Here is a 24,862-nt window from a genome sequence, read left to right on the forward strand (position 1 = left end):
CGTGACTTTCTGGCGGTCTTGAGGGTAACTACGTGGCGGTCCCTGTATCTTCTGGTTACTTTTTCCGTTTCCCGAAGACGTTTCCATGAAATTGCGTACCCGAATCCTGTGGCTGTGTGCTGCCACCTTGCTGGGCCTGGTGGTCCTGTCCGCCGTGGCCTTGACCACGCTGTACCGGTCGATGATGAACGAGCGCACGGCGCAGTTGTCCAACCTGGTCATCCTGGCCCACGCCGCCGCGCAGAAGGCGCACGACAAGGAAAAGAGCGGCGCGCTGTCCCGCGAGGACGCGATCAAGGAGGCCGAGCGCACCATCGGCAGCTTTGTCGACAAGGACAAGTATTTCTTCGTGCGCGGCTTCACCAACGATGTGAACTACGTGCACCCCAACCCCAAACGCATCGGCATCGTCGACGAAAAGGGCGGCAAGGAAGCCGGCGTGCGCTACCGCGCTGCGCTGCAGGGCAAGACCATCGGCACGGTGACCGCACCGGGCACGCGCCCCGGCGCCAAGGAGCCGGTGGACAAGCTCTACGCCATCATCAAGTTCGAGCCGTGGGACTGGATCATCGGCTTTGGCGACTACGTGGACGACATCGAGGATGCGTTCTGGCGCAACACGGCCATCCTGCTGTCCATCGGCGCGGTGCTGATGTTCATCGTGGCGGTGATGGCCTGGCAGATGCTGCGCACGCTGGTGCAGCAGCTCGGCGGCGAGCCGCAGTACGCGGCGCAGGTGGTCACGCAGATCGCCGAAGGCAACCTGGCGGTGGATGTACAGACACGCCCGGGTGACACCTCCAGCATCCTGTTTGCCATCCGCGCCATGCGCGACAACCTCGCGCACCTGGTGACCCAGGTGCGCGACAGCACCGATTCGATCAACACGGCATCGGCCGAAATCGCTGCCGGCAACGGCGACCTTTCGTCCCGCACCGAATCGCAAGCCAGCGCGCTACAGCAGACCGCCGCGTCGATGGAGGAACTCACCTCCACCGTGGAGCAGAACGCCGCCAACGCCCGCCGAGCCGACGAGCTGGCGCGCGCCGCCTCGGCCACCGCCGTGCGCGGCGGCGACGTGGTGCAGCAGGTGGTGGGCACCATGGGCTCCATCGAGCAGTCCTCGCGCAAGATCGTGGACATCATCAGCGTCATCGACGGCATCGCGTTCCAGACCAACATCCTGGCGCTGAACGCCGCGGTGGAAGCCGCGCGCGCCGGCGAGCAGGGCCGCGGCTTTGCGGTGGTGGCCAGCGAAGTGCGCAGCCTGGCGCAGCGCAGTGCCGCAGCGGCCAAGGAGATCAAGGGCCTGATCGACGACTCCGTGGCCAAGGTGGGTGCGGGCACCCAACTGGTGGAGCAGGCCGGCGCCACCATGCGCGAGGTGGTCGATGGCGTGAAGAACGTGACCACCATGGTGGCCGAGATCAGTTCGGCCAGCGCCGAGCAGAGGCATCGCCCAGGTCAACCAGGCCGTGTCGCAGATGGACCAGGGCACGCAGCAGAACGCGGCGCTGGTGGAAGAGGCCCTGGCAGCAGCGCAGTCGCTGAGCCAGCAGGCGGTGGCGCTGTCGCAGACGGTGGGCCAGTTCCGCGTCTCCTGAGAGGTTTCGCGCCCGTACCGGCAGCGTTTTGCGGGTGGCAAAACTTGGCTGGACAAGCCATCTGGCTGTGCGAAGATGCCGACCATTGCGTCCACGGCCGGGCGCGCCAAGGCATCGCTGATGGAGCGATGCCGCTGGCGCACATCTTCTCCTCTCTGCGCTGCGCTGCCGTCACACCGTCTTCATTCCATGTCTGACTGTCTCTCGCTGACCTTCTTGCACACGCAGGCCGCTGGCCTGGTGCTGTGCTGCGGGCCCGTATGACCGTCATGGCCCCCGTTCCGGCAGCGCGCCTGTCGCCGGACCGCCTGCCCACCGACGCCGACCTGGCAGAGCGCGGCCTGCGCTGCGCGGCGCTGGAGTGGCTGTCGCGGCCCGTCTGGCTCTTCGACATTGACGGGCGGTGTGTGTACTGGGCCAATGCCGCGGCGTTGAAGGTGTGGCACGCCACGACGCTGGCCGAGCTGTGCGGGCGGGACATGGGGCACGACATGTCCGAGTCGGTGGCGCAGCGGCTGGCGCAGTACCAGAGCGACTTCGTTCTGCGGGCCGACGCAAGCTTTGCCGAGCAGTGGACCCTGTACCCTGGCGGTGTGCCGGTGTCGCTCAATGTGCGCTTTGCCGGGCACCGCCTGCCCGACGGCCGCATGGGCATGCTGTGCGAGGCCGACTCCACGGGTGCGGCCCTGCCCGAGTCCCTGCGCTCGGTCGAGGCCCTGCTGCACACTGCGGTGATGATCACGCTGTACGACGGCAACGGTGGGGCGCTGTACCGCAACCCCGCCGCGCGTGCCGCCGTGCTCAGCCCGGGCGAGCGGCTTCAGGAGCGCGTGGGCAATGCCGCGGTGTTTGCTGCGCTCTCGCGCAGCCTGGAGCAGCACGGGGTGGGAACGCTCACGCTGGCAGTGCGCACGCCGCAGGGCGACCGCTGGCACGAGCTGTCGGCGCGCCGCTGCAGCGACGCCGTCACCGGCCAGGACGCGGTGCTGGTGAGCGAGGCGGACATCAGCGCCATCAAGCACACCGAAGAGCGCGCCAACTTTCAGTCGCTGCACGACGTGCTCACTGGCCTGCCCAACCGGGCCCACTTCACGCAGCGCTTTGCGCGTGCGGTGGAGGAGGCCAAGGCCCAGTCGCTCGAAGCTGCGCTGATGCTGATCGACCTCGATCACTTCAAGGACGTGAACGACACACTGGGCCATGCAGCGGGCGACGAGCTGCTGGTGGCCATGTCGCAACGGCTGCGCCACACGCGGCACGGCACCGAGGTGCTGGCCCGCTGGGGCGGCGACGAGTTCCTGGTGCTGCTGACATCGCCGCGCATCCGCGAAGATCTGGATGCACTGCACGAGCGCATCTCCGTGGCCATGGCGGCGCCGCTGTCCATTGCCGGGGCGCAGCTGCGCGTGACGTCCAGCATTGGTGTGGCGCTGTACCCGCAGGACGGCGAGTCCATCGAGATCCTGCTGCGCAACGCCGACCTGGCCATGTACGCGGCCAAGGAGCGCGGGCGCAACGCGCTGGCCTACTTCGACCGGCACATGGCCGAGACGGTGCGCAGCCGCACCGAGCTGGAGAAAGAGTTGCACCTGGCGCTGGAGCGCGAGGAGTTCGAGGTGTACTTCCAGCCGCGCGTGGATGTGGCCACCAACACCATCCGCGCGGTGGAGGCGCTGGTGCGCTGGAACCACCCGCGCCTGGGCGTGGTGTCGCCCGCGCATTTCATCCCGGCCTGCGAGACCACCGGCCTCATCGGCGCGCTGGGCCTGTGGGTGCTGGCGCAGGCGGCACGCGAACAGGTGGCCTGGGCCGCGCAGGGCTGGGACCTGGTGGTGTCGGTCAACCTGTCGCCCCGCCAGTTCGCATCGCCCAGCCTGCTGCACGACATCACCAGCGTGCTGCGCGAGGCCGCTGTGAACCCCGCGCGCATGGAGCTAGAGATCACCGAGTCCATCTTGCTGGGCGAAGACCAGCACGTGCTCAACGTGCTGCGCGAGCTGTCGGCGCTGGGCCTGACCATTGCGCTCGATGACTTCGGAACGGGGTATTCCAACCTGGCCTACCTCCAGCGGTTCCCGGTCCACACGCTCAAGATCGACAAGACCTTCATCCAGGACACCGACGCCAACCGTTCGCTGGCCGAGCTGATCGTGTCGCTGTCGACACTGATGAAGCTCACGGCGGTGGCCGAGGGCGTGGAGACCCAGGAACAGCTCGACTGGGTGGCCGGGCGCGGGATCGCGCAGTACCAGGGTTATCTGTATGCGCGGCCGATGCCGGTGCGGGAATTCACCGACTGGCTGCGTGTGCACCCGCCGGGCTGACCGAAGGCTGCAAGCTCAGTAGTCGCGGCGGATTTGCGGCTGCAGCGGTGTTCAATGTATGAGTCTGGAGCCTGCTTGCTGGGCTTGAATGCGGTGGCAAACAACACATCCATCGCAGGCCCCGCGGCCGTTGATAGTTCGCGCGCAAATCGGTGGCGTCAGGGACGCCTACGGCAAGGAATCCAAGCTTTGAGATGGGCCTCTATGACGGTGGCTGCGCGTGCTTTGGGAGTCTTTTCCAGAGCGGCCTTCAAGCCGATATGCACCTGTTCGTCGATCGTAGAGGGCGAGATCATTTTGAAGTTGCACCAAGTCTCTCCTTCACTGCTGTCTACGACCCCCACCACGTACATCTGAGCAAGCCTTCGTTGCGCCACATCGTCGCTCATGAGGGCGGCGAACACCGTCTCGACGGTCATGTTGCGGTATTGCGTAATCAGGCTCTCATTCTTGTAGGCGGGGACTTCGATGGGTTTTTCGCCAGCGAAGCACGCTGGCGACATCAAGAGCAGCGCCGCGAGGAGGGGGAGTTTCTGGGTGATAGATGGCATGCGACGGCGGTGGTGCATGTGCGTAGGCAGTACTGAAACTCAGTGTGTCACGTGGTTGAAATTGCGCACGGCGGTCACGCTAGGGAGCGCGAGGGCTCGTTCAGATCCGTCAGTCCGAGGAAATGGTCCAGCATGTGGAAGTGGTCCTCGAAGAACTCCTCTTCCATGCCTGCCAGTTCGGACAGCGGCGTCCATTGCACCTGCAGCGCATCGTCATCCGCCTGCACCTTGGGGAAGGGCGCGCTGCCCAGGTCGAAATAGTGCGCATGCGTGAGCGTGCGGCCGCGCTGGCTGCGGTCGGGGTGGTCGAAGACGGCCACGGCCTGCAGCGCGGCGCGCATGGTGGCTTCGGGCAGGTCGCAGTGGGTTTCTTCCACCAGCTCGCGCAGGCAGGACTGCCACACCGTTTCGCGCTGTTCGATGAAGCCGCCCGGCACGGCCAGCTGGCCTTTGCCGGGGGCGTGGGCGCGGCGGATGAGCAGCACGTGGTCCTGGCAGCGCAGGACAGCGTCCACGGTCACAAAGACGGGAGGGTAGGGCGCAGCGGACCAGGCCTCTCGGTAGCGGCGCAGCATGCGCCATTCTTCCTGCAGGGCCGGGTAGTGCGGGGTGTGGGCAAAGCGCTCCAGCGCGGTCAGTGTGCTGGGCGGAATCTCGGCCGCCAGCGGGGCCAGCGCTGCCTGCACCGTGGCGGGCGTGGCGCCGAAGTAGGCGTCGCGGATGGCGGTGGCGTCGATGCGGCCCTGGCGCTCCACGTGGATGAGCTGCCAGCCGGGGAAGGCGCTCAGGTAGCTGCTGGTGGCGTCCTTGAAGTGGCCCACCAGGCCGATGTTGGCATCGGCACCGGCGATCTCGGCCACGCCGCGGCGCACGGCCTGCACCCACACGGCCTCGTTGTAGTAGTCCCGCACGGGCAGCACGCGCACCCGGGCGCGGTCGGCCGCGGGCAGGACTTCGTGCAGCATGGCCTCGCGTTCTTGCCAGGTGAAGGGGTTCTTGGGCGAGCGGGCCTGCCAGGCGGAGCCGACCACCACGATCACGTTCTGCGCGCTGTCGAGTGCGCGTTGCAGCAGGGCCAGATGGCCGGTGTGGACGGGCTCGAAGCGGCCGATGTAGATGGCGGTGTCGTGCATGTGTCTCCAGGCGGTTGAAGTGATTTGAGCCTCTACCGCTTGATGGGAGAGCGCTGCCAGCTACTGTTTTGATAGCGATTGTAAAAGGGCGTGCGGGGCTGCTCGGCGGCTGCTGAAAAGTCCATCCGTTCACGCCGGGCCTTTCGGCATGTCACGGCAGGCTTGTCGAAGCGCGGCGCCGGGCTTCGGCCAGGTCAGCCCGAGCGGATGGGAGTGCATTCCATATGCATGCCGTCAGACATATTTTGCGGCGATCGGCATCTGCCGCCCGCTGCCGAAGGCCCGGGGCCGCACGCGCAGGATGGGCGGGGCCTGGCGGCGCTTGTATTCGTTGCGCGCCACCATCATGCGCACGCGCTGCACCAGGGCGCGGCCGGCGTCGTCGTTCTGCAGGGTCGAGACGAAGGTCTGCGCGGCCGTGAGTTCGGCGGTGGACAGGCGCTCGCCTTCGATCAAGAGCTTGAGCACTTCGTCGAGCACGGGGTAGGGCGGCAGGCTGTCCACGTCGCGCTGGCCGGGGGCCAGTTCGGCGGACGGCTCCTTGTCGATGATGGCCACGGGGATCAGCTCGCGCCCGGCCTGCGCGTTGACGTGGCGCGAGAGCGCGAACACTTCGGTCTTGTACAGGTCGCCGATGAGGCCCAGGCCGCCGTTGGTGTCGCCGTACAGCGTGCAGTAGCCCACCGAGATCTCGGACTTGTTGCCGGTGGTGAGCAGCAGGTGCCCGAAGGCGTTGGAGTATTCCATCAGCACCGTGCCGCGGATGCGCGCCTGCAGGTTCTCGAGCGGCAGGCCCGCCAGCGGCTGGTCGAACGATTGCCCGAACTGCTGCGCGTAGCCCGCCACCAGGTCTGCGATGGGGTGGGTGAACAGCTGCACGCCCAGGTTGCGGCACAGGGCCACCGAGTCGTCGACCGAGCCGCTGCTGGAGTAGCGCGAGGGCATGGTGATGCCGACCACGTTCTCAGGGCCCAGCGCCTGTGCGGCCAGGGCCAGGGTGAGCGCGCTGTCGATGCCGCCCGAGCTGCCCACCACCACCTGCCGAAAGCCGCAGCGGCGCGCGTAGTCCTTGAGGCCCAGCATGATTTGCTGGCGGTAGAACTCCATGGTGGGAATGCCCTCGGCCGGCACGGGGGCCGGGGCCTGGCCGTCGCCCATGGAGAAGTGGCCGTTGTCGAACTGCAGGGTGCGCACGTCCTCCACGAAGCGGGGCGCCTCGAAGACGATGCCGGCATCGGGCTCGGCCGCAAACGATGCGCCGTCGTACACCAGCTGGTCGTGCCCGCCCACCTGGTTGACGTACAGGATGGGCAGGCCGTGGCGGCGCGATGAGCCGCCGAAGATCTGGTGGCGCTGCTCGCGCTTGCCCACGTGGCTGGGGCTGGCGTTGATGCTGATCACCAGGTCCGGTGCGGCATCGCGCAGGCGCACGAAGGGGTTGGTGACGTAGTCGGCACCGTGGTCGTTCCAGCCGTCTTCGCACACCAGCAGGCCCACCTGGGCATTGCCCACGCGCAGCACCTTGGCCACGTCGGGGCCGGGCTCGAAGTGGCGGCGCTCGTCGAAGATGTTGTAGGTGGGCAGCAGCTGCTTGGCATACGACAGGCGCACCTGGCCGCCGTGCAGCACCAGCAGGCTGTTGTGCAGCCGCTTGCCGGGCCCGCTGGCGCGCGTGGGCGTGCCCACCACCCAGTGCAGGTCGGGCAGCGTTGCCGATGCGGCCTGCAGCGCAGCCACCCCGGCCTCCACGCGCTGCATGAACTCGGGCTCATCCAGCATGTCGCCGGGGTAGTAGCCGCACAGCGAGAGTTCGCTGAACACGACGATATCGGACTGCTCGGCCGCGGCCTGCCGTGCGGCGGCCACCATTCGATCGACATTGCCTTCGATGTCGCCAACGGTGATATTCAATTGAGCGATGGTAATACGGAGCATTGCGTTTCCCTTGAGTGCGCAGAGCGATACGGAGTGGCTGAAAAACTCAGCGAAGCGGTCCTGGCTAGGCGTTTAGTCGCAGACAGTACTGCAGGTACGGCAAGACTGAACAACGACGCCAGGAGAGTTTTCTCAGCCGCTCAGTTAGCAACGTTGAAGACTTGGCGGAGGTAGGCCAGATAGGTTTCATCGTCGCACAGCGTCTTGCCGGGCGTATCCGACAGCTTGGCGACCGCCTGGCCGTTGGCATGGGTGAGCTTCATCACGATGTTCAGCGGCTTCATTTCGGGTGTGTCCCCCATGTCGTTGGTGAGGTGGGTGCCAATGCCAAAGCCCAGCTGCGTGCGGTCGCCGAAGTGGCGGTACAGCGACAGCGCCTTGGTGAGCGTGAGGCCGTCGGAGAACACCAGGCGCTTGGTGTTGGCGTCGATGCGCAGCTTGGCATAGTGCGCCAGGGCCTTTTCACCCCAGGCCACCGGGTCGCCCGAGTCGTGGCGCAGGCCGTCGAACAGCTTGGCAAAGTACAGGTCGAAGTCGGCCAGGAAGGCATCCATGCCCACGGTATCGGTCAGCGCGATGCCCAGGTCGCCGCGGTATTCCTGCACCCAGTCTTCGAGTGCGGCTTTTTGAAAGTCGCGCAGCCGCACGCCCAGCGCCTGGTAGCTTTGCAGGTATTCGTGCGCCATGGTGCCGATGGGCACCAGGTTCAAATCGCGCGCCAGCAGCACGTTGCTCGTGCCCTTGAACCACTGGGGCGTCTGCTCCGCAAACGTCTTGACCACCTCGCGCTGCCAGTCGCCGCTATAGCGGCGGCGCAGGCCGAAGTCGAACAGCTCAAAGGGGTGGCGCAGCGTGGCTTGGCTGGCCAAGTCCTGCAGCTGCTGCACCTTGGCGGCCAGGCGCTCGCGGCCGCTGGCCAGTGCTGCTGCGGCGTCGAAGCGGCGAAAGTACAGCTCGTTCACGATGGCCAGCACGAAGATCTCGAAGCCCATCACATGCACCTGGGGACCGCGCGCGATGATAGTCAGCGTGTCGCCCTCGGCCCGCGCCTCGATGAAGCTGCGCTGGAACTGGAAGATGCGCAGAAAGTCGATGAAGTCGCTCTTGATGAAGCGCAGGCCGCCCAGGTAGTCGAGCTCGCCCTTGGTGAAGCGCAGCGAGCACAGGTGGTCGAGCTCGGCGTTCACCTCGGGCAGCAGCTCGACCAGCGGGTAGATGGGCTGGTTGCGGCACACGAAGCGGTACTCGCTTTGCGTCTGCGGGTGCCGGTGCAGCAGGGCCTGCCACATGGTGAACTTGTACAGGTCGGTGTCGAGCAGGCTGGTGATGATGCGGGTCATGGTGATGCTCCTGTTTTTGTAGCTGGTTGCGCTTGTTCAGCAAGCGCTAGGGATCCTCTGCACGAATCCAAAACGCAGCAATAGCCGTAGCTATTGCGAGTATTTGCAACGCCGCAGGCCGCCCGAGACCGCAGATGCACACGGCGCGATGATTCGTGCAGAGGGTTCCTAGAGGCTGATTTCCGTGCTGGTGGCCAGTTGCACGCCCTGGGCGCGCATGGCGTCGAGGAAGGCCTGGTGCTGTGGTTCGAAGCCGCCCACGGGGCTCATGCAGTCGGTCAGCAGCACGATGTGGCTGGGCCGCGCGCCGGCCGCCTGCAGGCGGGGCAGGTGCTGCACGATGTGCTCGGTGGTGGAGCGCACGCAGTGGCTGCTGGCTTCGCCGGCGATGAGGAGCAGGTCGGCGGTGTCGAGCGCCGCGAGCAGGCGGGTGTTGAGGGCGGTGTCCGGGTCGGCGGCGTCGACCACCTCGGCCTGGATGGCGCTGTAGTGCTCGGTCCAGGGGTTGGTGCCCTTGAACACGTTGTGCACCGCGCGCTGTTGCTGCAGCTGCCAGTCGCCGCAGGCGGACAGCACGTCGGCATGCACGCCGTGGCCCCAGCTGCCGATCTCGCAGTGCACCGGCCAGACCATGAGCGTGTAGCGGCCCTGGGCTTCGAGCGCATCCAGGTAGGCCAGCGTGCGCGGCAGTGCGGCAGCGCTGCGGGGCGTGAACGCGCCGCTGCGCACCTGGGCCGCCGTGATGGGGGTGAAGGGTGCGACGGCTGAGCCGCCCGCCTGCTGCCAGAACCCGGGGTGCGCGATGTCGAAGCGCTGGTGCGAGTCGAGCGTGACGGTGATGGCGTCAAACCGTGCGCCCTGCGTGCGGATGAACGCGGCCAGGCGCTGCATGTCGGCATGGGCGCCAGCAACCGGGAGGCTGGGTGCTGTGCGGCTGCCTGGGGGCTGGCCGGTCTGCGCAGGATGCCAGTCGGCGGGCAGGTCGCAGAAGTCGTTTTGCGGGTCGATCACCAGAAGCTGGATGTTGCGGGCCATGGTCTTCTCCTTGGGTTGGATGCAGTGTAAGTTTGTTAATACAAAAATGCAACTAACTAAGATGCAACACGATGTGTCGGATTCCAGAGAGCTTTTGCTCTGAATACTTGGGGTTTTGAAGGTGCAGTGTTAGCCTTGTTCGTATATCTCTGCAATGAACTCAACGATCGAACCATGACCAGCGACAGTGCTCCCGCCGTGATCTGCACCGTGGATGTGGTGCTGCTGACTTTGCAGCAGGGCCTGCTCCAGGTGGCGCTGGTGCGCCGGGACCGCGCGCCGTTCGCCCAGGCGCTGGCCTTGCCCGGCGGCTACATCCACGCGCAGGACGATGTCGATGCCCAGGCCAGCGCCGCGCGGGTGCTGCGCGACAAGGCGGGTCTGGAGAGCCCGTACCTGGAGCAGCTGGCCACCTTCTCGGGCGCGGTGCGGGACCCGCGGGGCTGGTCCGTGGCGGTGGCGTACTGCGCGCTGGTGCCGCCCGAGACGCTGGCCCAGGCCGAGGGACGCGTGGAGCTGGTGGCGGTGGATGCACTGCCGCCCCTGCCGTTCGACCACCGCCAGATCATCGACACCGCCGTGCAGCGCGTGCGCAGCAAGAGTCAGTATTCGTCGCTGCCGGTGCACCTGTGTGCCGAGCCCTTTACGCTGCCGCAGCTGCAGGCCGTCTACGAAGCGCTGCTGGGCGAGCCCATCAACAAGGTGAGCTTTCGCCGCAAGGTGGACGAGCTGGCCATGCTGGAGCCCGTGCCCGGCGCCCTGCAGACGGGTGGTGCGCACCGGCCCGCACAGCTGTACCGGGTGCGGCCGGCGTACCGGCGCAGCCTGTCGCTCAGCGCGCGCGGCCTGTAGGCAGTTTTTTGCCAGTGCCAAACTGCGGGCCCGGGCCATCGGTGTGCCGCGGGTGTTGCGCTGGGGCACGGTGGCAGAAAGTGTTGGACCGCCCCTGCAAAATCTGGCACAAACGCAGGCTTTGACGAGGGAGTGGCGTGCGCTCGCAGCCGCCCCGCGTGCAGCGGCGGCCCACGCCACACCAACAACAAGCCAGCAGCCCACGCTGGCGCCCGAGGGAAATCCATGTCTTTGCGGCTGAAATTCAACCTGGTGCTGGCTGCCGTGCTGCTGCTGGCCGTGGTCGGTGCGGGGGCCTACGTGCACCGCTTCCTGCAGCAGTCGGCCATCGAGGAGGTGCAGCACAACTCGCAGATCATGATGCACGCCGCCATGGCCATTCGCGACTACACCACCGAGCTGGTCAAGCCGCATTTGGACGTGACGCTGGCCGAGAAATTCCTCCCGCAGACCGTGCCCGCGTATGCCGCCACCGAGACGCTGCGCCGCCTGCAGGGCCGGTTTGCCGGCTACGAATACAAGGAGGCGGTACTCAACCCCACCAACTTGCGCGACCGCGCCAACGAATGGGAGGAGCGCATCATCAGCGACTTCCGCGAAGGCCGCGTGGACGTGAAGAAAGAGGTGACGGGCGAGGTGGGTGAAGGCATGCACCGCGCCATGTACGTGGCCCGACCCATCACCATCAAGCAGGCGCAGTGCATGGCCTGCCACAGCACGCCGGCGGCTGCACCGCCCACCATGCTCAAGATCTATGGCGACAAGAACGGCTTTGGCTGGGGTATGAACGAGACGGTGGGCATCCAGGTGGTGAAGGTGCCCATGTACTTCCCGCTCGAAAAAGCGCGCCAGACGTTCTACACCGTAATGGCCGCGCTCATCGGCAGCTTCGTGCTGCTGTTCGTGGTGCTCAACCTGTCGCTGTCGTCCCTGGTCATCGAGCCCATGGCGCGGCTGAATACCAAGCTGGAAGACTTGGCCACCAAGGACTTCCTGACCGACCTGGTCAACCGCCGCAGATTCTTCGAGCGGCTGGAAACGGAAATGGCCGACACGCGCGTGAAGACAAGCCACCTGTCGGTGGTGATGTTCGACATCGACTTCTTCAAGCGCATCAACGACACGTTCGGCCACGACTCGGGCGACGTGGTTCTCAAGAGCACAGCGCTGCGCGTGCGCGAGTTGCTGCGGTCGTCGGACTGCGCGGCACGCTTCGGCGGCGAAGAATTCATCATCCTGCTCAAGGAAACCCCGGTCGACGCCGCCATGGCCATGGCCGAGGCCGTGCGCGCCCGCATTGCCGGGGCGCCGTTCGATTCGGTGGGGCATGTGAGCGCAAGTTTTGGCGTGGCCACCTGGGACCACAAAGAGGATGCCCACGCGCTCATCAAGCGCGCAGACACTGCGCTGTATGTGGCCAAGTCCAAGGGCCGCAACTGCGTGGTGCAGGCCGAGGAAGCGGCTGCCTAAGGCGCATTTGACGGGTTGGTGTCGGGCGCGACGAGCAATAGTAGCGGGACTGGTTTCGTCGCCGCCTGAATCCTGCGCCGTGGTCGCTTCTCAAGCCGTCGTGGTCTTGGCTTCTTCGTAGGTCGCCAGGTATTCCTTGGCCAGCTGGGTTTTCTGCTTTTCGGTCAGCAGTTTGCCCGCCATCTGGAAGAACTTGTGCTCCTCTTCTTTCAAATGGTGCTCGACCTTTTCAGCCAGTTTCTTCGCGAGGGGCAGCCAGGTGGGCGTGGCGGGGTCGGCATCTTCCAGCGACTCCACCATTTCATCGAGCTCGTGGTGCTCGGAGATCGCGTGGCGTGACAAATCCACGCCTGCGTCGTGAGCCATCAGCGGAATGTAGAAATGCCGCTCTTCGGCCAACTCGTGCGCCAGCAGTTCTGTCTTGAGCTGCTCGAACAGGTCGTGCCGCTCGGGCGTGTCGCCGCTGGTCTCGACCAGTTGCTTGCACAGCTCGCGTTGCCGTTCGTGGCTTTCGCGCAGTGCTTCAAAGATGTTGAGTGCCATGGGAGTCCTGGTTTTATGTGTCTGATCGTGGGGTGATGAAACCAACCGGGGTGGTTACTTCAGCGCCTTGCGCGCTGCACCCACGCCCACGACGGCGAGGATCACGAACACCACGGCGATGATCAGGAAGATCACGAACAGCACCTTGGCAATGCCTGCGGCGCCAGCGGCCACACCGGTGAAGCCCAGTGCACCTGCAACCAGGGAGATCAGGGCAAAAATGATGGCGTACTTCAGCATGATGGTCGCTCCTAGCGAGGGTTGAAGAGCAGCCCGGGGCTGCGTGAGGGTGTGCTGGAACGATACCGGCGGGGCCTGGGCACAGCCGTCAGCACGGGCGGGATGCGGGTGTAGGAGAGAGTCGCTGGGGTGCTGGGTGGGTGCGGGTCAGGTGCGTGCACAGGCAAGCGGGCAAAAGAAAAGCCGCAACGTGGGGACGTTGCGGCTTTGCGGGGATATTGGATGCGTTAGGTGCTGCGGGGTTACAGCCCCGCTGCTGCACGCAGTGCAGCAGCCTTGTCCGTCCCTTGGTCTCCGTTCACATCGCTGGCGCGATATGAACTACGCCCGAAGACCGAAAACCGCGCTATTGCGCGGCGGGCTTTACAGCCCGGCTGACGCACGCAGTGCGGCAGCTTTATCGGTCTTTTGGTCTGCGCTCACTTCGCTAGCGCGATATGAGCTTCGCCCACGTACGGAAAGCCGCGCGTACCGCGCGGGGGGCTTACAGCCCCGCTGCTGCACGCAGTGCAGCAGCCTTGTCCGTACGTTCCCAGCTGAACTCTGGCTCTTCGCGGCCGAAGTGACCATACGCTGCCGTCTTTTCGTAGATCGGGCGCAGCAGGTCGAGCATCTGGATGATGCCCTTGGGCCGCAGGTCGAAGTGCTCGCGCACCAATTCGGCCAGGCGCTCGTCTGGGACCACGCCCGTGCCTTCGGTGTAGACCGTGATGTTCATCGGCTCGGCCACGCCGATGGCGTAGGCCACCTGGATCTGGCACTGGCGCGCCAGGCCGGCAGCCACGATGTTCTTGGCCACGTAGCGGGCAGCGTAGGCGGCCGAGCGGTCCACCTTTGTTGGATCTTTCCCGCTGAAGGCACCACCGCCGTGGGGGCAGGCGCCGCCGTAGGTGTCCACGATGATCTTGCGGCCGGTCAGGCCGCAGTCGCCCTGGGGGCCGCCGATGACGAAGCGGCCGGTGGGGTTGATCAGGTAGCGGGTGTTCTGCAGCCATTCCTTGGGCAGCACGGGCTTGATGATCTCTTCGATGATGGCTTCGGTGAACGAGGCCTTCATCTTGGTCTGGGTTTCGCTCTGGTCGGGGTGGTGCTGGGTGGACAGCACCACGGTGTCGATGCTGTGGGGCTTGCCGTCCACGTAGCGCATGGTGACTTGCGACTTGGCGTCGGGGCGCAGGAAGGGCAGGCGGCCATCCTTGCGCAGCTGGGCCTGGCGCTCGACCAGGCGGTGCGCGTAGTAGATGGGCGCGGGCATCAGCTCGGGCGTTTCGTCGCAGGCATAGCCGAACATCAGGCCCTGGTCGCCAGCGCCGGTGTTCAGGTGGTCGTCGGACGCGTGGTCCACGCCCTGGGCGATGTCGTTGGACTGCTTGTCGTAGGCCACCAGCACGGCACAGCCCTTGTAGTCGATGCCGTAGTCGGTGTTGTCGTAGCCGATGCGCTTGATGGTGTCGCGCGCCACCTGGATGTAGTCCACATGGGCGTTGGTGGTGATCTCGCCCGCCAGCACCACGAGGCCGGTGTTGGTCAGCGTTTCGGCGGCGACGCGGGAGCGGGGGTCTTCCTTGAAGATCGCATCGAGGATCGCATCCGAGATCTGGTCGGCCACCTTGTCGGGGTGGCCTTCGGACACGGATTCCGAGGTAAAGAGAAAGTCGTTCGCCATTTGAATAAACTCCTGTGTTCCGGCATTTGGGGCGTTGCCCTCACCCCGAAGGAGCTTTGGCGAACGCTTTAGCAGATTTTTTTAACGTCGCCCTGCAAGTTGCTCATTTAACTCAGCGACCCCGTTATTTTAATGCCAGTCGTGTTCCGTTTCTTTTCTGTGTTCCCGCTGTGGTTGCTGCACGCCCTCGGCGCGGCGATGGGCTGGGTGGCGTTTGCGGCGTCGCCCACGTACCGGCGGCGCTTTTTGGCCAACGTGGCAATGGCGGGCTATCCGTTCGGCGCGGTGCGTGCCGCCGTGGCGCACGCGGGCCGCATGGTGACCGAGCTGCCCCGCCTGTGGCTGGGCGCGCCCATGCCCTGCCGGCTGGAGGGCGAGGCCTGTGTCGAGGCGGCCTATGCGGCTGGCAAGGGCATCGTCTACCTCACGCCGCACCAGGGGTGCTTCGAGCTGTCGGCCCAGGCAGCGGCCCGGCGCTTCAGTGCCGAGCGCGGCCCCATCACCGTGTTGTACCGCCCCGCACGCCAGGCCTGGCTGGCCAAGGTGATGGAAACCGCCCGCAACCGCCCCGGCATGCTGGCTGTGCCCACCACGCTGGCGGGTGTGCGCCAGATGATCAAGGCCCTGCGCCGCGGCGAGGCCGTGGGCCTGCTGCCCGACCAGGTGCCGCCCGACGGGCAGGGTTTGTGGTCGCCCTTTTTTGGCCGTGACGCTTACACCATGACCCTGGCCGCGCGGCTGGCGCAGCAGACGGGCGCGGCAGTGGTGCTGGCGCGCTGCGAACGGCTGCCCTGGGGCCGTGGCTACGTGACGCATTTCGAGCCGCTGGCGGCACCCCTGTCGAGCGACATGGACCAGGCCCTGCTGCAGATCAACCAGGCCATGGAACACCTCATCCGCCAGTGCCCCGAGCAGTACCTGTGGGGCTACGCCCGCTACAAGCAGCCCCGTGCCGAGGCCGCGCCGCCGGCTGCACCGGCTCCGGAGACCGCAGCATGATCGGCCGCCTGGGTGTGTGGTTCATGCGGGTGCTGGCGCTGCTGCCGTTGCCAGTGCTGCGGGGCGTGGGTTGGCTGCTGGGGCAAGTGGCCTTTGTGCTAGCGGCGCCCCGGCGCCGGGTGGCGCTGCGCAACCTGGCGCTGTGTTTTCCGGACTGGACCGAGGCGCGCCGCCGCGCGGTGGCGCGGGCGAGTTTTGTGGCGTTCTGCCAGACCTGGCTCGACCGCAGCTGGCTCTGGGCCGCGCCGCGCGAGGTGGTGGAGCGGCGTGTGGTGCTCACCGGCGCCATCCACGAGCTGGAGGGCGACACGCCCACCATCCTGTTCGCGCCGCATTTCTACGGCATGGATGCGGGAGGACTGGCGCTACCGCTGCACTCGACGCGCGCGTTCACTTCCATCTTCGCCACCCACCCAGACCCCGCGGTGGACGCCTGGTTCATGGCCGGGCGCCAGCGTTTTGGCGATGTGCGCATGCTCAACCGGTCTCACGGCGTGAAGCCCATCATCGCCAACCTGCGCCAGGGCGGCCTGCTGTACCTGCTGCCCGACATGGACTATGGCCGTAACGATTCGGTGTTCGTGCCGTTCTACGGCGTGACCACCGCGACCATCCCGTCGCTGTCGCGCTTTGCGCGGCTGGGGCGTGCCAAGGTGGTCGGGGTGTATTCGCGCATGACGCCCACTGGCTACGTGGCCGAGGTGTCGCCCGCGTGGGCGAACTTCCCCACCGATGACGTCGATGCCGACACCGAGCGCATGAACCGCGAGCTGCAGGCCGTGATCGACACCATGCCCGAGCAGTACTACTGGGTGCACAAGCGCTTCAAGACGCGGCCCGAGGGCGAGCCAGGCTTGTATTGATTCCCCCCTGAGCCGCCTGCGGCGTTTCGCCCTCCGGGGGCCGCCACTCGTGGCCTGGCAGAGCCGGTTCCACGGTGGCACTGGCCTGGGGTGCGCCATTTGGCAAGATGGCAGATGCTTTTGAAAATGGCCTCTGGCGCTTGTCTGCAAAGCGCTGGCAGCTATCAATTGGATTGCAAGAACCGGCGTAACTCCAGCGCCACGCGCTCTGGGTGCTCGTGCACGACCCAGTGCGAGGCCTGCTCCACTTCGTGGATCTGCAGCTGCGGAATCCAGCCCGGCAGGCCATCCAGCAGGCCCGGAAGCAGGGCCGGGTCGTCCATGGCCCAGAGCACCAGTGTGGGCACGTCGACCGTGAGCATGGACTCGGGCAGCGTGATCGTTTGCGCGCCGGGCTCCCCGTCCCGCGGCGGACGGATGGGACTGGCGCGGTAGTAGTTGCACGCGCCGGTCAGGCCCTGCTGCCACAGCGCGCGGTATTGGGCGCGCACACTATCGGTGAGCCACGCCGGGGCGCGGCCTTGAGGGTCATCGAAGAAGCCGAACAGTCGGCGGAAGTCGTTCTCGGCCAGAAGGGCTTCGGCGTCCGGCCTGCACAGGAAATGCATGTACTGGCTGGCGGCCTGCTGCGCAGCGTTGTGTGCCAACTCGCGCACGAAGGCACCGGGGTGCGGCGAGTTGACGATGGCCAGGCGCTTCATCAACTGCGGTTGCTGGTTGGCCAGGTTCCAGGCCACGGCGCCACCCCAGTCGTGCGCCACCAGGCATTCGAGCGGTGCCTGCGGCGACTCAGCGGCGATCAGGGCCACCAGGTCCTGCACGAGGTGCTTGGCGCGGTAGGCCTCGACCTCGGCGGGGCTGCTGGAGGCACCGAAGCCCCGCAGGTAGGGCGCGATGCAGCGGTAGCCGCCGTTCTCCGGCCGGGCAAAGTACGCCAGCTGCTCGTCCCAGATGAACGCGCCTTCGGGGAAACCGTGCAGAAACAGCAGCACGGGCCGGCCGGCCACGCCGCTCACGCGGCAGTGCAGGGTGATGCCGTGGGGCAGGGCGACGGGGTGTGTCTGAATCATGGCGCTACTGATTTGATAGCTGATAGCGCCTGATGGATAAGCGCTAGGGCCTAGTTTTGCTGAGAATCCTCAGGCGCGTCCGGCGTGGAGTCGTCACTGGCGGGGTCGGAGCCGTCGCCTGGCAATGCGGCTGGGGCGTCAGCCGCCTGCGCCGGGTGCGCCCACTGCCACAGCAGCTGCGCCACCTCGTCCACGCCCTGCTTCTTGAGGGCCGAAAACATCATCACATCTCCGCCGGCCGCGTTCAGTCGCGTAATCGACAGGATCTTGGCTTGCTCGGAACGTGTGAGCTTGTCGGCCTTGGTCAGCACGATGAGGAACTTGAGGCCTTCCTCGACCCGGGGGCGCAGCACTTCGAGCAGTGCTTCGTCCAAGTCGGTCAACCCGAGGCGCGGGTCGCACAGCAACACGATGCCGGTGAGCCCGGGGCGGCTGACCAAGTAGTTGACCATCACCTGCTGCCAGCGCAGCTTGTCCGACCGCGACACCTTTGCGTAGCCGTAGCCGGGCAGATCGGCCAGTACCGCATCGGTCACGCCATGCTTGCCCAGCGAGAACAGGTTGATGTGCTGCGTGCGCCCCGGCCTTTTGGACGCGAACGCCAGCTGCTTTTGCTGGGTGAGCGTGTTGATGCAGGTGGATTTGCCGGCGTTGGAGCGGCCCACAAAGGCGATCTCGGGCACGTGAATAGGCGGCAGGTGGTGCAACTGCGCGGCCGTGGTCAGGAACCTGGCCGTGTGCATCCAGCCCATGGCGATCTTGGCGTCGGGTGCGGGCGAAAGAGAGCCAGCAACTGGCACAGTGGGGGAGGTCGTCATGGAGTATTGGGTTGCGAGAGAGCCTCATTGTAGAATCGCGAGGTTTTGCGCACATAAACATAGACCCTCGATATGAAGTTGCTCGCCTCCTTGTTGACAGCTGCCGCACTGGCAGCACCTGTTTTCTCGGCCTTTGCAGCGGGGGAAGCTCCTGCGGCACCGCCCAAGGCGGCCAAGCCCGATCTGGTCAAAGGCGAGGCCAGCTTCACGGCCGTGTGCGCAGCCTGCCACGGCGCCGATGGCAATTCGGCCATCGCAGCCAACCCCAAGCTGTCGCAGCAACACCCCGAATATCTGGTCAAGCAGCTGCAGGAGTTCAAGTCCGGCAAGCGCAACGACCCCGTCATGAAGGGCTTCGCCTCGGCCCTGTCGGACGAGGACATGAAGAACATCGCCTACTGGGTGACATCCAAAACCGCCAAGCCCGGTTTTGCGAAGGAAAAGGAACTGGTTTCGATGGGCGAGCGCATTTACCGCGGCGGCATCGCTGACCGCAACATCGCCGCCTGCGCCGGCTGCCACAGCCCCAATGGCGCGGGCATCCCTGCCCAGTACCCCCGCCTGTCGGGCCAGCATGCCGACTACACCGCCAAGCAACTGGTGGAATTCCGCGACGGCAAGCGCGCCAACAGCATCCAGATGACGCAAGTGGCGGCCAAGCTCAACGACAAGGAAATCAAGGCCGTGTCGGATTACATCGCCGGCCTGCGCTGATTGATCCTCGTCAATGAACGGCGGCTCTTTTAAGGGCCGCACGGAACCTACCGCCAATAACAACCCCAAAAAGGGCGGGTCCATCGCACTGATGGCCCCGCCCTTTTTGCTTTCTTTCTTTTCTCGCGCTTTCGGGCACCCGCTTTTCCTCTTCTAACACTCCATGTCCGACAACACCCAGGGCCTTCGTGTCCAGTCTGGCTCCGCAGCCCTGCGCGCCGGGGTCGAGCTGCTGTCCTCCATGCGGTTCGCGATCTCGCTGCTGACGGTGATCTGCATCGCCTCGGTGATCGGCACGGTGCTCAAGCAGCATGAGCCCGCGGTCAACTACGTCAACCAGTTCGGGCCCTTCTGGGCCGAGCTGTTTGGGGCCATCCAGCTCAACGCGGTGTACAGCGCCTGGTGGTTCCTGCTCATCCTGGCGTTCCTGGTGACCAGCACGTCGCTGTGCATTGCGCGCAACACGCCCAAGATCATTACGGACCTCAAGGTCTACAAGGAAAACATCCGCGAGCAGAGCCTCAAGGCCTTCCACCACAAGGCCGAGGCCGACCTGAACGAGTCGGCCGAAGCCGAGGCGCGCCGCATCGGCACCATGCTGGCGGGCGGCGGCTGGAAGGTGCGCCTGCAGCAGCGCGACACGGCTGCCGGCCCTGGCACGGGCTGGATGGTGGCGGCCAAGGCGGGTGCGGCCAACAAGCTGGGCTATATCGCGGCGCACAGCGCCATCGTGCTGGTGTGCCTGGGCGGGCTGCTCGATGGTGACCTGATCGTGCGCGCCCAGATGCTGCTGGGCGGCAAGACGCCGTACCAGGGCGGCGGTCTGATCGCCGACGTGAAGCCCGAGCATCGCCTGTCCGAGCGCAACCCCACGTTCCGGGGCAACCTGCTGGTGGCCGAAGGCACGCAGTCGAGCACGGCCATCCTGAACCAGTCCGACGGCGTGCTGCTGCAGGACCTGCCGTTTGCCATCGAGCTCAAGAAATTCATCGTGGAGCACTACTCCACCGGCATGCCCAAGCTGTTTGCCAGCGAGATCGTCATCCACGACAAGGCCACGGGCGAGAAGACCCCGGCACGCGTCGAGGTGAACCACCCGGCCAGCTACAAAGGCATCGAGATCTACCAGTCGAGCTTTGACGACGGCGGCTCGCACCTGAAGCTGCGTGCCGTGCCCATGGTGGCGGGCGCCAAGCCGTTCGACATCGAAGGCGTGGTGGGCAACTCCACCGAGCTCACCAACAAGGGCGGCGGCCCGGGCAGCGACAAGCTCACGCTCGAATTCACCGCGCTGCGCACCATCAACGTGGAGAACTTTGCAGGCGCCGGCCCCGGCAGCACGGGCGTGGACGTCCGCAAGGTCGACCTGCGCGAATCGGTGGAGTCGCGCCTAGGCGCGGCCAACAAGACGGTGACCAAGAAAGAGTTGCGCAACGTAGGCCCCAGCGTGAGCTACAAGCTGCGCGACGCCGCAGGCCAGGCCCGCGAATTCCACAACTACATGCTGCCGGTGGACACTGGCGACGGCGCGCCCGTGTTTCTGCTGGGCGTGCGAGAGACGCCGTCCGAGCCGTTTCGCTACCTGCGCGTGCCGGCCGATGACAGCGGCAGCATGGATGGCTTTTTGCGCATGAAGGCCGCCCTGGCCGACCCTGAAGCCCGCGAGGTGGCAGTGCGTCGCTACGTGGCGCAGGCCATCGATGCATCGCGTCCCGAGCTGGCCGAGCAGCTGCGCCAGTCCGCATCGCGCGCGCTGGCACTGTTTGCAGGCCGGGGCATGGTGGACGGCAAGCCCACCGGCGGCCTGCAGGCCGTGTCGGACTTCATGGAAGCCAATGTGCCCGAGGCCGAGCGCGCGCGCGCCGGCGAAGTGCTGGTGCGCATCCTGAACGGCACGCTGTTCGAGTTGGCGCAGCTGTCGCGCCAGCGCGCCAGCCTGCCGGCGCTGCCGCAGGACGACAAGACGCAGGGTTTCATGACGCAGGCCGTGCTGTCGCTCTCGGATGCGCAGATCTACCCCGCACCGCTGGTGTTCGAGCTCAAGGACTTCACGCAGGTGCAGGCCAGCGTGTTCCAGGTGGCGCGCGCCCCGGGCAAGAACATTGTCTACCTGGGCTGCGCCTTGCTGATTCTGGGCGTTTTTGCCATGCTGTACGTGCGCGAGCGCCGCGTATGGGTCTGGCTAGCACCCCGTGAGTGCGATGATGGCGCGCACACCCACGCCACCATGGCCCTGTCGACCAATCGCAAGACGATGGACGGCGACCAAGAGTTCGTAGAGCTCGCACAAAAACTGATCGGGGCCGTCCACAAGGCACCGGAAGGCATCGCATGAACACCGCCACCCGCAACACGACCACCGTGATCACCCTGAACGAGGGGTTCTTCGCCCGCCGCAACTGGTTCGACTGGCTGTTTGCCGCCATCGTCGTCGCAGGGGGGCTGTATGCGCTGCAGCGCTACGGCAGCTTCATGGATGTGTACGAGAAGGGCATCCTGCTGGGCGCCATCCCGTGCACCATCTGGCTGTGCTGGTTCTGGCGCCCGCTGCGCGTGCTGCTGCTGGTGGTGGCGGCGGTGGCGCTGATGGCCATTGGCCTGTACCAGCAGGATGGCGCGGGCAGCCTGGCGCGGGCCGATACGGTGTTCGGGCTCAAGTACTTCCTGTCCAGCCAGTCCGCGATTTTGTGGATGAGCATGCTGTTCTTCATGAGCACCATCTTCTACTGGGTGGGCATGTTCTCGCGCGGCGAGGGCCGCACGATGAGCCTGCTGGGCTCGCGCATCGCCTGGGTGGCGGTGGCCATGGCGCTCATCGGCACGCTGGTGCGCTGGTACGAGAGCTACCTGATAGGCCCGGACATCGGCCATATCCCGGTGAGCAATCTGTACGAGGTCTTCGTGCTGTTCTGCTGGATGACCGCAGCGTTCTACCTGTACTACGAGCAGCAGTACGACACGCGCGCCCTGGGCGGCTTCGTGATGCTGGTGGTGAGCGCGGCGGTGGGCTTTCTGCTCTGGTACACCGTGGTGCGCGAGGCGCATGAGATCCAGCCCCTGGTGCCGGCCCTGAAAAGCTGGTGGATGAAGCTGCACGTGCCCGCCAACTTCATCGGCTACGGCACCTTTGCGCTGGCCGCCATGGTGGCCTTTGCCTACCTGATCAAGCAGCAGGCCAGCGAAACCCGCTGGTACAAGCTGGCCCCGCTGTGGCTGCTGGGCGTGGTGCTGTGCTTCGAGCCCATCGTCTTCCGCCAGGGTGCCACCGAGAACGGCGGCAGCTACTGGATGGTGTACTTCGGCATCTCCGCGCTCATCGTCGCGGGCATCCTGCTGGGCCGCAAGCGAATCGCGGCACGCCTGCCGTCGTTCGAGATCCTCGACGACGTGATGTACAAGTCCATCGCCGTGGGCTTCGCGTTCTTCACCATCGCCACCGTGCTGGGCGCCCTGTGGGCGGCCGAAGCCTGGGGCGGCTACTGGAGCTGGGACCCGAAGGAGACCTGGGCGCTGATCGTCTGGCTCAACTACGCGGCCTGGCTGCACATGCGCCTGATGAAGGGGCTGCGGGGCACTTTGTCGGCCTGGTGGGCGCTGGTCGGCCTGGCAGTGACCACGTTCGCCTTCCTGGGCGTGAACATGTTCCTGTCGGGGCTGCACAGCTACGGCACGCTGTAAGAACACCGGGGCGCCATTCCCCGGGCGGCTGGACGGATGCGGACGCGTGCGAACAGGGTGGTGGGGTCGGCGCGACAGAAACAGAAACTATTGCGTCTTCGGTGTAACCTGAGCGGTACAGGGAACGAACTAGCAGTTGTTCTGCTCTATCGTCACACTGTTTCAACCCGAGAACACCGGAGACCGCCATGCTGATCCCGCCCCGCGACAAAGGCTTCAACCACCCGCACTCCTCGGAGATCACGCCGCGCTCGGTCTACGAGGACCGGCGCCAGATGCTGCGCCTGATGGCCGGTGGTGCCGCAGGCGCTGCCCTGGCGGCCTGGGCAGGGCGCGAGGCCATGGCGCAGGCGGCGGCAGTGCCCAAGCCCGGCAAGCTGGCCGCGCTGGCCAGCACCCGGTCGACGGTGGCTGGGGCCGTCACCATGGAAAAGCTCACCGACTACAAGGACGCGAGCACCTACAACAACTACTATGAATTCGGCACCGACAAGGCAGACCCTGCCCGCAATGCCCACACCTTGAAGACCACCCCCTGGACGGTGGAAGTCGAGGGCCTGGTCAAGAAGCCCGGCAAGTACAGCATCGAAGACCTGCTCAAGTTGAGCGCCCAGGAAGAGCGCATCTACCGGCTGCGCTGTGTGGAGGGCTGGTCCATGGTGGTGCCGTGGGTGGGCTATTCGCTGGCCGAGCTGATCAAGCGCGTGGAGCCCCAGGGCAGCGCCAAGTACGTGGAGTTCGTGACGCTGGCCGACAAGGCGACCATGCCGTTCGTCGGATCCCGCGTGCTGGACTGGCCGTATGTGGAAGGCCTGCGCATGGACGAAGCCATGCACCCGCTGACTCTGCTGAGCTTCGGCATGTACGGCGAGGTGCTGCCCAACCAGAACGGCGCACCGGTGCGCTTGGTGGTGCCGTGGAAATACGGCTTCAAGAGCGCCAAGAGCCTGGTCAAGATCCGCTTCGTCGAGAAAGAACCAGGCACGGCCTGGAACAAGGCGGCCAAGCAGGAATACGGCTTCTACTCCAACGTGAACCCCGAGGTCGACCACCCCCGCTGGAGCCAGGCCACCGAGCGGCGCATCGGCGAAGACGGCCTGTTCGCCAAGAAGCGCAAGACGCTGATGTTCAACGGCTATGAAGCCCAGGTCGGCCAGCTGTACGCCGGCATGGACCTCAAGAAGTTCTACTGAGCCTGGGTGTGCCGGGCAGGGCCATTGACCTGCGCCTACTCGGCCATCCATCGCCCTCCGACTTCACGCCGATCCCCCAGCCTGGGCACCCCATGCGAAAACTCCTGCTTCATCCGGCCGCCAAGCCTGTGGTGTTCGTGCTGTGCCTGTTGCCGCTGGCCTGGCTCGTCTACGCCACGGCCACCAACCAGTTGGGCGCCAACCCCGCCGAGGCACTGATCCGCGCCACCGGCGACTGGGCGCTGCGCGCGCTGTGCCTGGTGCTGGCCGTGACGCCCGCGCGCGTCATCACCGCTACGCCGCAGTTGGCGCGGTTTCGGCGCATGCTGGGATTGTTCGTGTTCTTTTACGCCGTGCTGCACCTGCTGAGCTACGCTTGGTTCGACATGGGGTTCGATCTGCCGGACATCCTGCGCGACATCGCCAAGCGGCCGTTCATCCTGGTGGGCTCGCTGGCGTTGCTGCTGCTCACGCTGTTGGCCGCCACGTCGTTCAACCGTGCCATCAAGGCGATGGGCGGCAAGCGCTGGCAGGCGCTGCACCGCACGGTCTACGTCGTCGCCGGGCTGGCCATCCTGCATTTCTTCTGGATGCGCGCCGGAAAGAATGACTTTGGTGAAGTGGCCGTGTACGCCGCCATCCTGGCCGCGTTGCTGGGGTGGCGCCTGTGGCAGCGGCTGCGCAAAAGCAAGGCGGCGCGTGGTGCCGCGGTGCAGGCATCACCTGCTGCCGCACGGACGAGGTAGTGGCAGGTCCTCGCACCCGATGCTATTGAATTAATAGCTGCTAGCGCTTGCTGGAAAAGCGGTAGCACCTTTTTTTATTCACAACAGG

General features: G+C 65.9%; 20 protein-coding genes and 1 pseudogene. 11 read left to right on the forward strand and 10 right to left on the reverse strand.

Features of this window, described 5'->3' with window-relative positions; genetic code table 11:
• The first annotated feature begins 85 nt into the window (after positions 1 to 85).
• Positions 86 to 1,604 (forward strand): annotated as a pseudogene (locus ASF16_RS24055) (methyl-accepting chemotaxis protein).
• A 269-nt stretch (positions 1,605 to 1,873) separates the two neighbouring features.
• The gene (locus ASF16_RS24060; RefSeq protein ID WP_235507500.1) at positions 1,874 to 3,928 is read left to right on the forward strand and encodes a bifunctional diguanylate cyclase/phosphodiesterase; all 2,055 of its coding nucleotides are present in this window, start codon (positions 1,874 to 1,876) and stop codon (positions 3,926 to 3,928) included.
• A gap of 158 nt (positions 3,929 to 4,086) precedes the next feature.
• Here ASF16_RS24060 and ASF16_RS24065 read toward each other — a convergent pair whose 3' ends face one another.
• The 5 genes from ASF16_RS24065 to ASF16_RS24085 form a co-directional block, all read right to left on the reverse strand.
• Entirely contained in the window at positions 4,087 to 4,479 is a 393-nt protein-coding gene (locus tag ASF16_RS24065) for a Rap1a/Tai family immunity protein (protein ID WP_056173361.1), read from the reverse strand.
• Positions 4,480 to 4,553: 74 nt separating this feature from the next.
• On the reverse strand, positions 4,554 to 5,612 hold the full coding sequence (locus tag ASF16_RS24070; protein WP_056173364.1) for a bifunctional nicotinamide-nucleotide adenylyltransferase/Nudix hydroxylase: 1,059 nt from the start codon (positions 5,610 to 5,612) through the stop codon (positions 4,554 to 4,556).
• A gap of 234 nt (positions 5,613 to 5,846) precedes the next feature.
• Positions 5,847 to 7,547 (reverse strand): NAD+ synthase, encoded by a 1,701-nt coding sequence (locus ASF16_RS24075; RefSeq protein WP_056173367.1) that lies wholly within the window; start codon positions 7,545 to 7,547, stop codon positions 5,847 to 5,849.
• Positions 7,548 to 7,687: 140 nt separating this feature from the next.
• Entirely contained in the window at positions 7,688 to 8,887 is a 1,200-nt protein-coding gene (pncB, locus tag ASF16_RS24080; protein ID WP_056173370.1) for a nicotinate phosphoribosyltransferase, read from the reverse strand.
• 168 nt (positions 8,888 to 9,055) lie between these two features.
• Positions 9,056 to 9,922 (reverse strand): hypothetical protein, encoded by an 867-nt coding sequence (locus tag ASF16_RS24085; RefSeq protein ID WP_056173373.1) that lies wholly within the window; start codon positions 9,920 to 9,922, stop codon positions 9,056 to 9,058.
• 174 nt (positions 9,923 to 10,096) lie between these two features.
• Here ASF16_RS24085 and ASF16_RS24090 point away from each other — a divergent pair, with 174 nt between their 5' ends.
• The gene (locus ASF16_RS24090) at positions 10,097 to 10,774 is read left to right on the forward strand and encodes a hypothetical protein (RefSeq protein ID WP_056173376.1); all 678 of its coding nucleotides are present in this window, start codon (positions 10,097 to 10,099) and stop codon (positions 10,772 to 10,774) included.
• 225 nt (positions 10,775 to 10,999) lie between these two features.
• The gene (locus ASF16_RS24095; protein WP_056173379.1) at positions 11,000 to 12,244 is read left to right on the forward strand and encodes a diguanylate cyclase; all 1,245 of its coding nucleotides are present in this window, start codon (positions 11,000 to 11,002) and stop codon (positions 12,242 to 12,244) included.
• Positions 12,245 to 12,334: 90 nt separating this feature from the next.
• Here ASF16_RS24095 and ASF16_RS24100 read toward each other — a convergent pair whose 3' ends face one another.
• From ASF16_RS24100 to metK, 3 genes are all read right to left on the reverse strand, one after another.
• Complete coding sequence (locus tag ASF16_RS24100) at positions 12,335 to 12,787, reverse strand: hemerythrin domain-containing protein (RefSeq protein WP_056173380.1); 453 nt, start codon at positions 12,785 to 12,787, stop codon at positions 12,335 to 12,337.
• Between the two features lie 54 nt (positions 12,788 to 12,841).
• Positions 12,842 to 13,027: a DUF1328 domain-containing protein gene (locus ASF16_RS24105; RefSeq protein WP_056173382.1), complete on the reverse strand. Its 186-nt coding sequence runs from the start codon at positions 13,025 to 13,027 to the stop codon at positions 12,842 to 12,844.
• Between the two features lie 484 nt (positions 13,028 to 13,511).
• Positions 13,512 to 14,693 (reverse strand): methionine adenosyltransferase, encoded by a 1,182-nt coding sequence (gene metK, locus ASF16_RS24110; protein WP_056173384.1) that lies wholly within the window; start codon positions 14,691 to 14,693, stop codon positions 13,512 to 13,514.
• A gap of 132 nt (positions 14,694 to 14,825) precedes the next feature.
• On the opposite strand from metK, the gene ASF16_RS24115 reads away from it, so the two are divergent.
• Both ASF16_RS24115 and ASF16_RS24120 read left to right on the forward strand, forming a co-directional pair.
• Entirely contained in the window at positions 14,826 to 15,692 is an 867-nt protein-coding gene (locus tag ASF16_RS24115) for a lysophospholipid acyltransferase family protein (protein ID WP_056173388.1), read from the forward strand.
• A complete protein-coding gene (locus ASF16_RS24120) occupies positions 15,689 to 16,555 on the forward strand; it encodes a lysophospholipid acyltransferase family protein (RefSeq protein ID WP_056173390.1) in 867 nt (288 codons plus the stop codon). Before ASF16_RS24115 ends, ASF16_RS24120 begins: the two co-directional genes overlap by 4 nt.
• Before the next feature lie 164 nt (positions 16,556 to 16,719).
• Here ASF16_RS24120 and ASF16_RS24125 read toward each other — a convergent pair whose 3' ends face one another.
• Positions 16,720 to 17,625, reverse strand: a complete 906-nt coding sequence (locus ASF16_RS24125) for an alpha/beta fold hydrolase (protein WP_056173393.1) — start codon at positions 17,623 to 17,625, stop codon at positions 16,720 to 16,722.
• Between the two features lie 50 nt (positions 17,626 to 17,675).
• On the reverse strand, positions 17,676 to 18,443 hold the full coding sequence (yihA, locus tag ASF16_RS24130) for a ribosome biogenesis GTP-binding protein YihA/YsxC (RefSeq protein ID WP_056173395.1): 768 nt from the start codon (positions 18,441 to 18,443) through the stop codon (positions 17,676 to 17,678).
• A 72-nt stretch (positions 18,444 to 18,515) separates the two neighbouring features.
• On the opposite strand from yihA, the gene ASF16_RS24135 reads away from it, so the two are divergent.
• From ASF16_RS24135 to ASF16_RS24155, 5 genes are all read left to right on the forward strand, one after another.
• Complete coding sequence (locus ASF16_RS24135) at positions 18,516 to 19,157, forward strand: cytochrome c (protein WP_056173398.1); 642 nt, start codon at positions 18,516 to 18,518, stop codon at positions 19,155 to 19,157.
• A gap of 163 nt (positions 19,158 to 19,320) precedes the next feature.
• A complete protein-coding gene (locus ASF16_RS24140) occupies positions 19,321 to 21,492 on the forward strand; it encodes a cytochrome c biogenesis protein ResB (protein WP_056173401.1) in 2,172 nt (723 codons plus the stop codon).
• Positions 21,489 to 22,835 (forward strand): c-type cytochrome biogenesis protein CcsB, encoded by a 1,347-nt coding sequence (gene ccsB, locus ASF16_RS24145; protein WP_056173404.1) that lies wholly within the window; start codon positions 21,489 to 21,491, stop codon positions 22,833 to 22,835. Before ASF16_RS24140 ends, ccsB begins: the two co-directional genes overlap by 4 nt.
• Before the next feature lie 188 nt (positions 22,836 to 23,023).
• Positions 23,024 to 24,028, forward strand: coding sequence for a protein-methionine-sulfoxide reductase catalytic subunit MsrP (gene msrP / locus ASF16_RS24150; RefSeq protein WP_056173407.1), 1,005 nt, complete (start codon positions 23,024 to 23,026; stop codon positions 24,026 to 24,028).
• 92 nt (positions 24,029 to 24,120) lie between these two features.
• Positions 24,121 to 24,774, forward strand: coding sequence for a sulfite oxidase heme-binding subunit YedZ (locus ASF16_RS24155; protein ID WP_056173410.1), 654 nt, complete (start codon positions 24,121 to 24,123; stop codon positions 24,772 to 24,774).
• Positions 24,775 to 24,862: the final 88 nt, after the last annotated feature.

The organism is Acidovorax sp. Leaf78 (assembly GCF_001422735.1).
Classification (GTDB): Bacteria; Pseudomonadota; Gammaproteobacteria; order Burkholderiales; family Burkholderiaceae_C; genus Acidovorax.